Source organism: Micromonospora sp. NBRC 110009 (assembly GCF_030518795.1).
GTDB lineage: Bacteria > Actinomycetota > Actinomycetes > Mycobacteriales > Micromonosporaceae > Micromonospora.
The window spans coordinates 3,623,869-3,638,660 of the sequence record NZ_CP130427.1 but is presented as its reverse complement, the minus strand read 5'-3'; the positions used below and the strand labels follow the sequence as shown (position 1 = coordinate 3,638,660).

The window sequence follows — 14,792 nt, the reverse complement described above, 5'->3', positions numbered from 1 at the left end:
GCCGCAGCTACGCTCAGTACGCTCAGCGCGGTGGACCCGTCAGCACCCGGAGGTGGCCGATCGTGACCGTCCGTAGCTCCTTTGTCGTAGTGGCGAACCGCCTGCCGGTCGACGAGGTGAGCACACCCGAGGGGCGGCAGTGGCGGCGCAGCCCGGGCGGGCTGGTCACCGCACTGCACCCGGTCCTCGCCGAGCACCAGGGCACCTGGGTCGGCTGGGCCGGCGGCACGGGCGCCGCCCCGGAGCCGTTCGACCTGGAGGGGATCCGGCTGCACCCGGTGCCGCTGAGCGCCGAGGAGCTGGAGCGGTACTACGAGGGGCAGTCCAACGCGACGATCTGGCCGCTCTACCACGACGCGGTCGAGACCCCGGCGTACAAGCGCCGCTGGCGGGAGGCGTACCGGCTGGTCAACGCCCGGTTCGCGGAGGCCGCGGCGGACGTCGCGGCCGAGGGGGCGACGGTCTGGGTGCAGGACTACCAGCTCCAGCTCGTCCCGGCGATGCTCCGCGAGCTCCGGCCCGACCTGCGGATCGGGTTCTTCCTGCACATCCCGTTCCCGCCGATCGAGCTGTTCATGCAGATGCCGTTCCGCACCGAGATCCTGCGCGGCCTGCTCGGCGCCGACCTGGTCGGCTTCCAGCAGCGGCTGGCGGCGCAGAACTTCGTCCGGCTCGCCCGCCACCTGCTCGGCCTGCGGTACGAAGGGCAGATGATCCAGGTCGACGGGCGGCAGGTGAAGGCCGGGGCGTTCCCCATCTCCATCGACACCAAGGAGATGGAGCGGATGGCCGCCGACCCGGCGATCCAGGCTCGGGCCAAGCAGATCCGCGAGGAGCTGGGCAACCCGAAGACCATCGTCCTGGGCGTGGACCGGCTCGACTACACCAAGGGCATCGAGCTCCGGCTCAAGGCCTTCCGGGAGCTCCTCGCTGACGGAAAGTTGACCGTCCCCGACGCGGTCATGGTGCAGGTCGCCACGCCGAGCCGCGAGCGCGTCGAGCACTACCAGGCACTTCGGGTGAAGGTCGAGCGCGAGGTAGGCCGGATTAACGGCGAATTCGGACGGGTGGGTGTGCCCGCAGTGCATTATCTGCATCAGTCGTACAGTCGCTCGGAACTGGCCGCGATGTACGTCGCGGCCGACGTGATGATGGTGACCCCCCTTCGAGACGGAATGAATCTGGTGGCCAAGGAGTACGTCGCATCGCGCGCCGACCAGGGCGGCGCGCTCGTGCTCAGTGAGTTCGCCGGCGCCGCGACAGAGCTGCGTCAGGCCTTCCTGTGCAACCCGCACGACCCCGACGCGGTGAAGGACGCGCTGCTGCGCGCCGTGCACGTCGAGAAACCCGAGGCCCGCCGCCGGATGCGGATAATGCAGCGCCACCTGCGCACCCACGACGTGGGGCACTGGGCCAAGTCCTTCCTGACCGAACTCGGCGTGCCCGATGCGGAGGCCGCGTGAACTCCCCCGCCACCGCCACTCCGCAGGCCGGGGTGATGGATCCCGAGCTGCGCGCTGCCATCGGCCGGATCGCCCGCGTCCCGCAACTCCTGGTCGCCTGCGACTACGACGGCACCCTGGCCCCGATCGTCGAGGACCCGAGCAAGGCCGTACCGCTGCCCGAGTCGGTGGCCGCGATCCGCGCGCTGGCCTCGCTGCCGCAGACCACCGTCGCGGTGGTCTCCGGCCGCGCGCTGCGCGACCTGGCCGCGCTCTCCCGGCTGCCGAGCGAGGTGCACCTGGTCGGCAGCCACGGCTCCGAGTTCGACATCGGCTTCGTCGAGCGGCTCTCCCCCGAGCTGATCGCGACCCGGACCCGGCTGCGGGACGCGCTGCGCGAGATCGCCGCGGCCCACCCGGGCGTACGCCTGGAGCGCAAGCCGGCCAGCGTCGCCGTGCACACCCGCGGGCTGGACCCGCAGATCGCCGCGTCCGCCGTCGACGCGGTCCGCAGCGGCCCCGCCACCTGGGACGACGTCACCGTCACCCAGGGCAAGGAGGTCATTGAGCTGTCGGTGGTGGCCACCCACAAGGGCACCGCGGTCGACCAGCTCCGCACCCAGCTCGCGGCGAGCGCGGTGCTCTTCATCGGCGACGACGTCACCGACGAGAACGCCTTCGGCAACCTGCACGGGCCGGACGTCGGCATCAAGATCGGTCCCGGCGACACCCAGGCCGACTACCGGGTGGCCGAGCCGATCGAGGCGGCCCGGGCGCTGGGCCTGCTGCTGGAGACCCGGCGGCACTGGCTCTTCGGCGAGCGGGCGGTGCCGATCGAGCGGCACTCGATGCTGGCCAACGGGCGGACCGTCGCGCTGGTCACCCCGGACGCCAAGATCACCTGGCTCTGCCACCCCAAGCCCGACTCGGCCGCGATCTTCGCCGATCTGGTCGGCGGCAGCCCGGCGGGGCACTTCAGCGTGGCCCCCGAGCGCGGCGGCATCCCCCTCGGCCAGCGCTACCGCAGCAACACGATGACGGTGGAGACCCGCTGGTCCGGCCTGACCGTCACCGACTGGCTGGACCTGCCCGCCCGGGAGACCACCCCCGACGGCCCGGCGGTCGTCACCGGCGACTCCACGCTGGTCCGGGTGCTCAGCGGCACCGGCCGGGCCCGGATCGAGTTCGCCCCGCGCCCCGAGTTCGGCCAGGTCGCGGTGCAGCTCCAGCCGCTGGACGACGGGCTGCTGGTGCTCGGCTCCAACGAGCCGGTCGCGCTCTACTCCCCCGGCGTCGAGTGGCAGGTCACCAGCGACGGGGTGAACGAGAGCGCGAAGGCGGTCGTCGACCTGCGTGCCGCCGGCGGCCAGGTGGTGCTGGAGCTGCGCTTCGGCACCCACAGCGTGGAACACCACCGGGTGCCGATCCACGAGCGGCAGGCCGCCGCCGAGCAGCCCTGGAAGGACTGGGTGGCCTCGCTGCGGCTGCCCGCCACCGCCCGGGACCTGGTGGCCCGCAGCGCGCTCACCCTGCGCGGGCTCTGCCACGGGCCGACCGGCTCGATCCTCGCCGCGGCGACCACCTCGCTCCCCGAGGAGCTGGGCGGCGTGCGGAACTGGGACTACCGCTACTGCTGGCTGCGGGACGCGGCGATGACCGCCCGGGCCCTGGTCGACCTCGGCTCCACCGAGGAGGCGGAAGGGCTGCTGCGCTGGATCGACGGCGTCATCGAGCGCACCGGCGGGCACCCGGAGCGGCTGCACCCGCTCTACACCGTCGACGGGTACGAGCTGGGCGCCGAGGCGGTCATCGACACCCTGCCCGGCTACGCCGGCTCCCGGCCGGTCCGGGTCGGCAACCTGGCCAACCACCAGCTCCAGCTCGACGTCTTCGGCCCGGTGGCCGACCTGATCGCCGCGGTGGCCGACGCCCGGGGCTCGGTGCGCGAGGACGAGTGGCGGGTGCTGGAGAACATGGTCGAGGCGGTCCGCCGCCGCTGGCACGAGCCCGACCACGGCATCTGGGAGGCCCGCCTCCCGCCGCGGCACCACGTCTTCTCGAAGGTCATGCTCTGGATGACCGTGGACCGGGCGCTGCACGTGGTGCGCCAGCACGGCGGCGAGGACCGGCCGGAGTGGGTGGAGCTGCGCGACCGGATCGCCGCCAACGTGCTGGAGCACGGCTGGCACGAGGAGGCCGAGGCCTACAGCGTCGCGTACGGGTACGAGGAGATGGACGCCTCGTCGCTCTGGATCGGCATCTCCGGCCTGCTGGCGGGCGACGACCCCCGCTTCCTGTCGACCGTGCTGAAGATCGAGGCGGACCTGCGCAGCGGCCCGGTCGTCTACCGGTACCACTGGGACGACGGCCTGCCCGGCCGGGAGGGCGGCTTCCACATCTGCACGTCCTGGCTGATCGAGGCGTACCTGCGCACCGGCCGGCGGACCGACGCGGAGGAGCTGTTCGCCCAGATGATCGACACGGCGGGACCGACCGGCCTGCTCCCCGAGCAGTACGACCCGCTCGCCGAGCGCGGCCTGGGCAACCACCCGCAGGCCTACAGCCACCTCGGCCTGGTCCGCTGCGCCCTGATCTTGGACAACATGCTCAAGCAGTGACCTGAGCGGAGCGCACGCGGCGGCGGGAGACCTCGGTCTCCCGCCGCCGTCGTCGATGCCCACCGCACGGCCGACCGACGCCGTCTGCGCCCAGTCGTCGGGGCGGGCGGCTCAGGACTCGGGCCGGCCGCCGAGGAGGGCGTCCACCACGTCGCCGACCACCACCACCGCCGGCGGGCGCAGGCCCGCGGCGGCCACGTCGGCGGCCACCTGACCCAGCGTCGACCGCAGCGTGCGCTGCCCGGCGGTGGTGCCCTCCTGCACCACGGCGACCGGGGTCTCCGCCGGCTTCCCGTGCCCGACCAGGGTCGCGGCGATCGCGGCGAGGTTCTTCAGGCCCATCAGGATCACCAGGGTGCCGCGCAGGCCGGCGAGGGCATCCCAGCGGACCAGGGAGGCCGGCGAGTCGGGCGCGACGTGCCCGGAGACCACGGTGAACTCGTGCGCCACCGCTCGGTGGGTGACCGGCACGCCGGCCACCGCCGGAACCGCGACCGCGCTGGTCACCCCGGGCACCACGGTCACCGGCACGCCCGCCTCGGCGCAGGCCAGCAACTCCTCCCCGCCGCGGCCGAAGACGTACGGGTCGCCGCCCTTGAGCCGCACCACGGTCTTCCCGGCCAGCGCCCGGTCCACCAGGATCCGGTTGATCTCCTCCTGGGCCCGGGACGGCCCGTACGGGATCTTCGAGGCGTCGACCAGCTCGACGTCCGGGCGCAGCTCGTCGAGGAGCAGCCCGGGGACCAGTCGGTCGGCGACCACCACGTCCGCATCGGTGAGCAGCCGCCAGCCCTTCAGGGTGATCAGCTCCGGGTCGCCCGGCCCCGCCCCGACCAGCGCCACCCGGCCGCCGGCGTTAACCGGGGACCCCTCCTCTACCGCAGGCGTTAAGAGGGGGCCCTTCCTTGCACCCAGGAGGTCGCGGACGGCGTCGCGGACGGTCATCGCGCGGCGCGGGTCGCCGCCGCCGAGCACCGCCACGGTGACCGGGCCGTGGCGGGTCACCGCCGGGGTCCACGCGGTGGCCGCCGCCCGGTCGTCGGCGCGTACGCAGAAGATCCGGCGCTCGGCGGCGGCGGCGCTGACCCCGGCGGCGGCGACCGGATCGTCCACCGCCACCTGGACCAGCCAGGCGCCGTCCAGGTCGGCGGGGCGGAACCGGCGGGCCGCCCAGTGCAGCCGGCCGGCGTCCACGTGCGCCCGCAGCGCCGGGGTGAGTTCCGGCGCCACCAGCAGGACGTCCGCGCCGGCGTCGAGCAGCGCGGGAACCCGCCGGGTGGCCACCGCTCCCCCGCCCACCACGACCACCCGCCGGCCGGAAAGCCGCAGGCCGAGGGGGTAGGGGCTGGTCACTTCTCCGCCACACCCGCCGAGTCGAAGGTGGCCACCTCGTGCAGCACCCGGACCGCGCCGGTGACGACGGGCAACGCCAGCAGCGCGCCGGTCCCCTCGCCGAGGCGCAGCCCGAGGTCGACCAGCGGGTCGAGGCCGAGGTGGCGCAGCGCCGCCGTGGCGCCCGGCTCGGCGGACCGGTGCCCGGCGACCATCGCCCCGACCGCGTCCGGCGCGAACGCGGCGGCGGCCAGCGCGGCGCTGACCGCGATCACGCCGTCCAGCAGCACCGGCACCCGGCGGGCGGCGGCGCCGAGGATCAGCCCGGCCAGCGCGGCGTGCTCCAGGCCGCCGACGGCGGCCAGCACGCCCAGCGGGTCGGCCGGGTCCGGGGCGTGCCGGCCCAGCGCGGCCCGCACCACGGCGACCTTGTGGGCGTACGTCTCGTCGTCCACCCCGGTGCCGCGCCCGGTCACCTCGGCCGGGTCGGCGCCGGTGAACGCGGCGACCAGCGCCGCGGCCGGGGTGGTGTTGCCGATGCCCATGTCGCCGGTGAGCAGGATGGCCACCCCGGCGTCGATCAGCTCCCCGGCGACCCGGATGCCGGTCTCCACGGCCGCGCGGGCCTCGTCCCGGGTGAGCGCGGCGGTGACGGTCAGGTCCCGGGTGCCGGCGCGGACGTTGGCGGGGATCAGACGGGGCGCGGCCAGGTCGGCGCCGGCCGGCGGCTCCACCGGCAGCGGGGTGGCCACGCCGACGTCCACCACGGTGACCGTGGCGCCGGCCTGCCGGGCGAACGCGTTGACGACCGCGCCACCGGCCAGGAAGTTGCCGATCATCTGGGCGGTGACCTCCTGCGGCCACGGGGTGACGCCCTGGGCGTGCACGCCGTGGTCGCCGGCGAAGATCGCCACCGCGGCCGGCTCGGGCAGCGGCGGCGGGCAGGTCCCGGCCAGCCCGGCGAGGCGTACCGAGAGGGGCTCCAGGGCGCCGAGCGAACCGGCGGGCTTGGTGAGCCGGCCCTGGAGGTCACGGGCCGCCGCCATCGCGGCCTCGTCGAGCGGCCGGATCGCCGCAACGGTGGACTCCAACATCATGCCTCCAGGATCTCCGCCAGCGCGCCGGTGAACGCGTCGGTCGTCGCCGGATCGCGTACCGCGATCCGCAGCCAGTCCGGGCCGAGCCCGGGGAAGGTGTCGCCCCGGCGTACCGCCCAGCCTCGCTCGCGCAGCCGCTCCCGCACCGCTGCGGCGCCGGGCAGGTGGACCAGGACGAAGGCGCTGGCCGGGCGGCCCGCGACGCGTACGCCGGGCAGGCCGGACAGGCGCGCCACCAGGTGCGCGCGGTCGGCGGCGAGCCCGGCGGCGATGGCGCGCTCGGCCGCGACGGCGGCCGGGGACGCGCAGGCGGTCGCGGCGGCGAGCGCCGGGGTGGAGACCGCCCAGAGCGGCTGGGCCGCGGCGAACCGGGCGAGCAGCGCCGCCTCACCGAGCAGGTAGCCGACGCGCAGCCCGGCCAGCCCCCAGGTCTTGGTCAGGCTGCGGACCACCACCAGGCCGGGCAGGTCCCGCCGGGCGGCGAGGGACTCCGGCTCGCCCTCCGTGCCCGGGGTGCGGGTGGTGTCGGCGAACGCCTCGTCGACCACCAGCACCCGGCCGGGGCGGGCCAGCGCGGCGAGCGCCTCGGCGGGGTGCAGCACGGAGGTGGGGTTGGTCGGGTTGCCGACCATCACCAGGTCGGCGTCGGCGGGCACCCGGGCCGGGTCGAGCCGGAAGTCGTCCGCCGGGTCGAGCAGCACGCGCTCGACCCGGTGGCCGGCGGCCCGCAGGGCGGCCTCCGGCTCGGTGAACTGCGGGTGCACCACCACCGGGCGGCGGGCCTCGCGCAACGCCCGGGCGATCAGCACGAAGCCCTCGGCCGCACCGGCGGTGAGGAGTACCTCCTCCGGGGGACGCCCGTGCCGGGCGGCGACGGCGGCCCGGGCCGGGGCGGGATCCGGGTAGGCGGCCAGCTCGGCCAGCGCGGCGACCAGCGGGTCGGCCAGCCAGTCGGGCATGGGGGCGCGGCGGACGTTGACCGCCAGGTCGACCAGACCGGGCGTGGCCTCGACGTCCCCGTGGTGGCCGAGGTCGGGCTCGTCGGGCGGGGCGGGCGGCACCCCGGTGAGCTGAGCACGCATGTCCGCGATCCTGCCGGGAAGCCGCCGCGCGGGACAGCGGATCCCGGCGTGGGGCGCGTCACCACCGCTCCGCCCGCTCGCCCGTTTATGAATTCTTCTCATTTCCGAATCGGAAATGTCATAGCTTGACCACGTGAGCAATCGACCCCTCGCCTCCGCCGGTCGTGCCGTTCCCCTCCTCCGCGCCGGACTGATCGCCGGCATCGTGGTCGCCGCCGCGCTCTACCCGCTGGCCGCCGTCACGGGCATCGGCGCCAAGGCCACCGCGCACGCCGTGGAGCAGAAGACGAACATCCTGAAGTCCGCGCTACCCGCCGAGACGTCGTACCTCTACGCGCCGGACGGCACGACCGTGCTGACGATGTTCTACGAGGAATACCGCCAGTACACCAAGATCGAGGACATCTCGCCGAACGTCCAGCAGGCGATCGTCGCCGCCGAGGACAACCGCTTCTACCAGCACCACGGCGTCGACCCGAAGGGCGTGGCCCGCGCCTTCGTGGCCAACTCCCGCTCCGGCGGCGTCTCCCAGGGCGCCTCGACCCTGACCATGCAGTACGTCCGGATGGCCCTGCGGGACAGCGCCAAGACGCCGAAGGAGGTCCAGGAGGCCACCCAGCAGACCAGCCTGCGCAAGGTCAAGGAAATGCGGATGGCGCTGGACATCGAGAAGCACCTCAGCAAGGAGCAGATCCTCGAGCGCTACCTCAACTCGGCCTACTTCGGCCACCGGGCGTACGGGATCTACGCGGCCGCGCAGATCTTCTTCTCCAAGACCCCGGCCACCCTCACCCCGGTCGAGGCGGCCACCGTCGCCGGCCTGGTCAAGTCCCCGTCGGAGTACGACCCGATCACCTCCGACCAGAAGGACGCCACCGGCCGGCGCAACTACGTGCTCGACAACATGGCCCGCCTCGGCTACCTGTCGCCCGACGCCGTCGCACAGGCCAAGGCCGAGCCGATCAGGCTCAAGCTCACCAACCCGCCGAACGACTGCGCCTCGCTGCTGGAGAAGTACCGGGCGACCTGGGGCTTCTACTGCGACTACCTGAAGAACTGGTGGAGCTCGCAGCCCGCGTTCGGCGCCAACCGGCTGGAACGGATGGACAAGCTGCGCCGCGGTGGCTACCGCATCGTGCTCGCCCTCGACCCGAAGATCCAGGACGCGGCGGAGAAGAACGTGGGTGCCAAGGACGCCACCGGCAGCCCATTCGCCAACGGCATCGTGGTCGCCGAACCGGGCACCGGACGGATCAAGGCCATGGCGGTCAACCGGACCTACTCGCTCGACCTGAGCGAGAACCCGAACAGCTCCAACCCGGAGGCCGGCCCGAAGGTCAAGGCGAACTATCCGAACACGGTCGCGCCGCTGCTCGGCGGGGGCACCCTCCCCGGATACCAGGCCGGATCGACGTTCAAGATGTTCACGATGCTCGCCGCGCTCAACTCCGGGACCAAGCTCTCCGACACCATCAACTCGCCGTTCAAGTACCAGTCGGCCATCTACGACGGGTGGGCCCCGGTCAACGCCAGCGGCGCGATGACCGGCGTGCAGACCATGTGGTCCGGCTTCGGGAAGTCGGTGAACACCTTCTTCGTGCAGTTGGAGGAGAAGGTCGGCGCGGAGAAGGGGGTGCGCCTGGCCGAGCAGCTCGGGCTGCGCTGGCGTACCGACGTGGACCGCGAGCACGCCGCGCCGGACAAGGCGAACAAGTGGGGCGCGTTCACCCTGGGCGTCTCCGACGCCACTCCCCTGGAGATGGCGAACGCGTACGCCACGGTGGCCGCCGACGGCCGGTACTGCGAGGCCATCCCGGTGAACTCGATCCTCAACCGGGACGGCACGCCGGCCATGTACACCACCGCCGGCGGGGTGGAGCGGGAGGTCGCCAAGCCGCGCTGCCGGCAGGTGGTCAGCGCGGACGCCGCCCGGGCCGCCACCGACGCCGCCCGCTGCCCGACCGGCGACAGCCCGGCCAAGGGGGGCTGCGGCGGCTGGTCGACCGCCGACAGCGTCCGGGGCACGGTCGGCCGCCCGGTCGCCGGTAAGACGGGTACCACCGACAGCACCCGGTCCGCCTGGTTCGTCGGCTACACCCCGGAGCTGGCCGCGGCGAGCTTCATCGCCGACCCGGACAACCCGTTCAACGCGGTGGGTGACGGGTTGTCCCAGGTGCCCGTCGACGCGGTGGCGACGACCCTGCGCGACGCGCTCAAGGGCAAGCCCACCCGCCAGTTCACCCCACCGTCCGACCAGATCGTCGGCTGAGGCGGAGCCGTCGCCCGACGGCCCGGGGGTGCGCCCGGGCTGATGGTCAAGAGGTTCGCGGCCGGCGTCCGCGAACCTCTTGACCGCGTTCACCGGCGCTCAGCGCAGGTCGGCGGCCACGAAGGACCAGAGCTCCAGGTCGACCCGGGCGCCCCGGACGAAGCCGGCGTTGCGCAACAGGCCCTCGTAGCTGAAGCCGGCCTTCTCGGCCACCCGCCGGGAGGCCACGTTCCCCGGCGCCACCCGCAGCTCGACCCGCTGGAAGCCGTGCTCCAGGATCAGCGCGATGGCCACCGCGTCCACCGCCTCGGCGGCCAGGCCGTACCCCCGGGCGTGCGGCGCGATCGCGTACGACACCTCGGTCAGCCGGGCGCCCCAGTCGGTGCGGCGGGTCCAGAGGCAGCCGACCAGCCGCTGGTCCTCCCGGCGAACCACCCCGTAGTGGTCGCCGTCGCCGCCGTCCCGGCGCTGCCGGGCGAGCTCGGTGCACCATGCCCGCCCGTCGATCTGCCCGGACGCGTCGGCCAGCGGCAGCCAGCGCTGGGTCCGCCGGTCCGCGAACACCTCGTCGACCGCCGCGGCGTCCGCCGCCGCCAGCGGGCGCACCTCGGTGCGCGGGGTGGAGACGGTCAGCGCCGGGAAGCGGCGGACGGCCACCTGTCCGATCACGCCGGGGCCTCCGCCGGGGCCACGGCCGCCGCGACCAGCCGGGCCGCGATCTCCGGGTACGCGGCCCAGTGCGGCACGAGCTGCGAGGCGTGCACGCCCCGCCAGACGAAGCCCTCCGGGGCGCCACCCTCCCAGCTCCACGCGGCCCGCTCGCCCGCCCGCGGGGTGAGCACGGCGGCGTGCTGCTTGTGCCCGACGACCGTGCTGCCGGCCGGGGCGACCACGCTGTCGGTCCGGGCGGTCGCCTCCCGGTAGCCGATCACCACGCCGTCCCGGCTCGCCCCGATCGCGTCGAGCACCCCGCACATGGGCAGCCCGTCCAGTTCCCGGGCCAGCCAGAGCAGGCCGGCGCCTTCGGCGATGACCGGCCGGCCGGTCCGGGCCAGCTCGGCCACGGCGATGCAGAGCCGACGGTTGGCGGAGAGCCGGTCCGCGTACGCCTCCGGCAGGCCGCCGCCGACGACCAGCGCCCGGGTCCCGGCGGGCAGCGCCTCGTCGCGCAGCGGGTCGACCGGGACCACCTCCGCTCCGGCGGCGCGGAGCAGCTCGGCGGTCTCCGGGTGGCTGTAGCTGCCGCCCGGGCCGCCGGCGAGCGCGACCACGGGCCGCTCCCCGGCCGGTGGGCCCCCGGCCGGCTCCGGCGACCACGGCTCGACGGTGAGCGCCGGCGCGGAACGGGCCAGCGCCAGCAGCCGGTCCAGGTCGACGGTGGCGGCCACCGCCTCGCCGAGCCGGCGCACCGCGCGCTCCGCCTCGCCGTCCCGCTGGACCACCGGGACCGTGCCGTGCCGGCGGGCGGGGAGCACCGGGGGCAGCTCGTGCCGGCGCAGCGCGCCGTAGACGGGCACGCCGACGTCGTCGAGCGCCTCGCGCAGCATCGCCTCGTGCCGGGGCGACGCCACCCGGTTGAGGATCACACCGCCCAACCACAGCTGCTCGTCGTAGGAGCGGAAGCCGTGCACCAGGGCGGCCACCGACTGGCCCATCGCGGCCACGTCCACCACCAGCACCACCGGGCTGCGCAGCGCCGTGGCGACGGCGGCGGTGGACTCCGCCTCGGGGCGGCCGGAGATCGAGTCGTAGAGGCCCATGGTGCCCTGGACCAGCGCGAACCCGGTCCCGGCCGCGCCGTGCGCGAAGAGCGGCGCGATCCGCTCCGGGCCGACCAGCCGCGGATCCAGGATGCGCCCCGGACGCCGGGCGGCCAGCCCCAGGTACGCCGCGTCCACCTGGTCCGGACCGATCTTGAAACCGGCCACGTCCAGCCCCCGGTCGGCGAGCGCGGCGAGCAGTCCGAGCGAGAGGGCACCGGTGCCGTGCCCCGACGAGGGAGCGCTCAGCACGACGCGCGGCACGACGGTCATCATCGACTCCTGGTCTGGGGTGGTTTCCGCCCGCGTGACCATACCCGGCCGAGCCGACACGCGACGGTCGCCGACCGGCCGGTTCCGCCCCGGCAGATCGCCCGGCGCAGGTCAGTGGCCCGGCTCGTACGGGTAGCCTTCCTGACGTGTACCGGTTCCTGCTGACCCCGCGCTGGCTGGGCTATCTCGCGCTGACCCTGGTCGCCGCCGCGCTGATGGTGTTCCTCGGCAACTGGCAGCTGGACCGCTACCACGGTCGTACGGCGATCAACGAGCGGATCGACGCCGGCTCGACGATGACCCCCGCGCCGCTGCGCGACGCCCTGCCCGCGCCGACCGGCGGAGCCGGCAGCACCGGCCCCGCCCCGGCCGACCGGGTCACCTGGACCAAGGTGACCGCCACCGGTCGGTACGACAGCGCGAACATCGTCCTGGTCCGCGGCCGTACGGTCGACAGCGAGGTCGGCTTCGAGGTGCTCACCCCGCTCGTCCTCGCCGACGGCAGCGCGGTGCTGGTAGACCGGGGCTGGATCCCGACGGTCCCGGGCGGCGGCGCCACCACCCAGCCGGCGGTCCCGGCCGCGCCGACCGGCAACGTCACGGTCACCGGCCGGGTGGTGTCCAGCGAGAGCGGCGGCGGCGCGGTCGACCGGCGCGACGGCAAGCTGGAGACCCGGCGGATCAGCATCCCCCGGATCGCGAAGCAGCTCCCCTACCCGGTGGCCGGCGGCTACGTGCTGCTCGACCAGCAGGCGCCGGCCGCCGACGCGGCGTTCCAGGCCGTCCCGATCGGCCACACCAACAACTGGCAGAACTTCGGCTACGTGGTGCAGTGGTGGCTCTTCGCCGGCATGAGCCTCGTCGGCTACGGCTGGGTGGCCCGCCGCGAGGCGCGCCGGATGGCCGGCCTCGACGGGCCGCGGACACCGGTCGACCGGGCCGCCGAGCCGACGTCCAGCGCCTCCGCCTGACCCGGTTCCCGCCGGCCGGCCTCAGCCGGTGGTGACCCGGCCGGCGTGGATGGCGCGGACGTGGTCGATGGTGTCGGCCTCGGCGGCGGTCTTGTCGTCCCGGTAGCGCACCACGCGGGCGAAGCGCAGCGCCATGCCGCCCGGGTAGCGGCGGCTGGTCTGCACCCCGTCGAAGGCGATCTCGACCACCTGCTCCGGGCGGACCCGGACCACCCAGTCGCCCTTCTCCACCGCCAGGTCGAGGAAGCGCTCGGTCTGCCAGCGCAGCAGCTCGTCGGTGAGCCCCTTGAACGTCTTGCCCAGCATGACGAACTCGCCGGTGCGCGGGTCACGCGCGCCGAGGTGCAGGTTGGAGAGCCAGCCCTGCCGCCGGCCGCTGCCCCACTCGACCGCCAGCACCACCAGGTCCAGGGTGTGCCGCGGCTTGACCTTGACCCAGGCCGACCCGCGCCGCCCGGCGTCGTAGGGGGCGGCCGGATCCTTGACCACCACCCCCTCCTGGCCGGCCTCGATCGCGGCCGCGAAGGCCGCCCCGGCCGCCTCCGGGCCGTCCACCTCCACCCGGCCGACCAGGAGCGTCGGGTCGACCACGCGGGCCAGGGCCGCCCAGCGCTCCCGGCCCGGCAGGTCGATCAGATCCGCGCCGTCGAGGTGCAGCAGGTCGAAGAAGTACGGCGTGAGCACCGCGTCGCCGGTCCGGTCGGCGGCGGCGAGCACCGCGGCCGCCACCGGCGTGGGCCCGGTGGTGCTGGGCGTGGTGCGCCGGGCGGCCCGGCTGGAGGTCTGTTGGAAGGGCAGCGGCCGGCCCTCGGCGTCCAACCCGATCGCCTCGCCGTCGAGCACCAGCTCCCGGGCGGGCAGCGCGCGCACGGCGGCCACCACCTCGGGGAGCCGGGTGGTGATGTCGTCCAGGCTGCGGGTGAAGATCGCGATGTCCTGCCCCGAGCGATGCACCTGGATGCGGATGCCGTCGAGCTTGACGTCGACCACGGCCGGGATGCCGGTGGCGGTCAGCGCCTCGTCCACGGTGGGGGCGCTCTGCGCCAGCATCGGCGCCAGCGGCCGGCCGACCTGGAGCCCGAAGCCGGCCAGCGCCGCGGCACCGCCGGTGAGCGCGGCGACCGCCACCGCGCGCAGGTCACCGGCGAGCAGCAGGGCCCGGCGCACGGCCGTGACCGGCACCTCGGCGGCCCGGGCCACCGCGTCGGCGAGCAGGCCGGCCTGGGCACCCTGGCGCAGCTCACCGCGGAACAGCCCGGCCAGCAGCCGCTGCTCGTCGGCGGTGGCCGCGGCGAAGAGCCGGCCGACCAGCTCCCGGCGGCGGGCCTGGGAGCCCGCGCCGCGGACCCCGGCGATCTCGTCGATCGCCGCGTCGACCCCGGCCACGGTCAAGGTCGGCTCGGTCGCCGGCGGCGGCAGCTCACGCAGGCTCGCCCAGCCCACCCCGGTCTGCCGTTGCCGCAGCTCCCCGGCGAGGTAGCCGGCACCGGCCGGGACCTCGTCGGGGTCGAGCGACCGGAGCGCCGCGGCGAGCAGCTCCACCTTGGCCCGCCGGCCGCTGGTGGCGCCCACCGCGGCGGAGGTGGCCGCCAGGTCGAGGAACCGCACGGACCTCATCCTGCCAGCCACCCCCGACACCGCGGGGCATCCCGGCCGGCGACGCCACCCTGGTCGGGTGCGGCCGCCACAAGAGGTGGACCGTCGGGCGGACCGGTCCCGGTCAGACCGAGACCGGCTCCTCGATCCGCAGGCCGCGCGAGCGGACCTCGTCGGCGACCCGGCTGAGCAGCGTGTCGAGCGTGACCAGCGCGGCGGACAGGTCGCCGAGCTGTTCCTTGAGCGTGTCCTCGGGCCACGCGGAGACATCGACGTCCCCCAGAGCGCTGACGGCGGCCTGGAGCCGCGCCATCTCGTCATTCGTACGCATGTTCGAGAGGCTACAACACCC

The 14,792-nt window shown here is 74.9% G+C and carries 11 protein-coding genes; 4 read left to right on the top strand and 7 right to left on the bottom strand.

Annotation, left to right across the window (positions count from 1 at the left end; genetic code table 11):
• Positions 1 to 62: 62 nt before the first annotated feature.
• Together Q2K19_RS17445 and otsB are read left to right on the top strand one after the other, a co-directional pair.
• Complete coding sequence (locus tag Q2K19_RS17445; RefSeq protein WP_302762351.1) at positions 63 to 1,463, top strand: alpha,alpha-trehalose-phosphate synthase (UDP-forming); 1,401 nt, start codon at positions 63 to 65, stop codon at positions 1,461 to 1,463.
• 35 nt (positions 1,464 to 1,498) lie between these two features.
• The gene (gene otsB, locus Q2K19_RS17440) at positions 1,499 to 4,060 is read left to right on the top strand and encodes a trehalose-phosphatase (protein ID WP_302772579.1); all 2,562 of its coding nucleotides are present in this window, start codon (positions 1,499 to 1,501) and stop codon (positions 4,058 to 4,060) included.
• A 111-nt stretch (positions 4,061 to 4,171) separates the two neighbouring features.
• Here otsB and cobA read toward each other — a convergent pair whose 3' ends face one another.
• From cobA to cobC, 3 genes are read right to left on the bottom strand one after another with little or no spacing between them, the layout of a single operon-like run.
• The gene (cobA, locus tag Q2K19_RS17435) at positions 4,172 to 5,413 is read right to left on the bottom strand and encodes a uroporphyrinogen-III C-methyltransferase (RefSeq protein WP_302762350.1); all 1,242 of its coding nucleotides are present in this window, start codon (positions 5,411 to 5,413) and stop codon (positions 4,172 to 4,174) included.
• Positions 5,410 to 6,486 (bottom strand): nicotinate-nucleotide--dimethylbenzimidazole phosphoribosyltransferase, encoded by a 1,077-nt coding sequence (gene cobT / locus Q2K19_RS17430; RefSeq protein ID WP_302772576.1) that lies wholly within the window; start codon positions 6,484 to 6,486, stop codon positions 5,410 to 5,412. The genes cobA and cobT overlap by 4 nt, the downstream gene beginning before the upstream one ends.
• Positions 6,486 to 7,571 carry an Rv2231c family pyridoxal phosphate-dependent protein CobC gene (gene cobC / locus Q2K19_RS17425; protein WP_302762349.1) on the bottom strand — a complete coding sequence of 362 codons (1,086 nt, stop codon included), beginning with the start codon at positions 7,569 to 7,571 and terminating at the stop codon, positions 6,486 to 6,488. Before cobC ends, cobT begins: the two co-directional genes overlap by 1 nt.
• 133 nt (positions 7,572 to 7,704) lie before the next feature.
• Between cobC and Q2K19_RS17420 the strand changes: the two genes are divergently transcribed.
• On the top strand, positions 7,705 to 9,840 hold the full coding sequence (locus Q2K19_RS17420) for a transglycosylase domain-containing protein (RefSeq protein WP_302762348.1): 2,136 nt from the start codon (positions 7,705 to 7,707) through the stop codon (positions 9,838 to 9,840).
• A 99-nt stretch (positions 9,841 to 9,939) separates the two neighbouring features.
• Here Q2K19_RS17420 and Q2K19_RS17415 read toward each other — a convergent pair whose 3' ends face one another.
• Positions 9,940 to 10,509, bottom strand: a complete 570-nt coding sequence (locus Q2K19_RS17415; RefSeq protein ID WP_302762347.1) for a GNAT family N-acetyltransferase — start codon at positions 10,507 to 10,509, stop codon at positions 9,940 to 9,942.
• Complete coding sequence (locus Q2K19_RS17410) at positions 10,506 to 11,873, bottom strand: cobyrinate a,c-diamide synthase (protein WP_302762346.1); 1,368 nt, start codon at positions 11,871 to 11,873, stop codon at positions 10,506 to 10,508. The genes Q2K19_RS17415 and Q2K19_RS17410 overlap by 4 nt, the downstream gene beginning before the upstream one ends.
• 146 nt (positions 11,874 to 12,019) lie before the next feature.
• On the opposite strand from Q2K19_RS17410, the gene Q2K19_RS17405 reads away from it, so the two are divergent.
• Complete coding sequence (locus Q2K19_RS17405; RefSeq protein WP_302762345.1) at positions 12,020 to 12,844, top strand: SURF1 family cytochrome oxidase biogenesis protein; 825 nt, start codon at positions 12,020 to 12,022, stop codon at positions 12,842 to 12,844.
• 21 nt (positions 12,845 to 12,865) lie between these two features.
• On the opposite strand, the gene Q2K19_RS17400 is transcribed toward Q2K19_RS17405, so the two are convergent.
• Positions 12,866 to 14,461, bottom strand: coding sequence for an ATP-dependent DNA ligase (locus Q2K19_RS17400; RefSeq protein ID WP_302762344.1), 1,596 nt, complete (start codon positions 14,459 to 14,461; stop codon positions 12,866 to 12,868).
• A 103-nt stretch (positions 14,462 to 14,564) separates the two neighbouring features.
• Positions 14,565 to 14,771, bottom strand: coding sequence for a hypothetical protein (locus tag Q2K19_RS17395; RefSeq protein WP_302762343.1), 207 nt, complete (start codon positions 14,769 to 14,771; stop codon positions 14,565 to 14,567).
• Between the last annotated feature and the right edge of the window lie 21 nt (positions 14,772 to 14,792).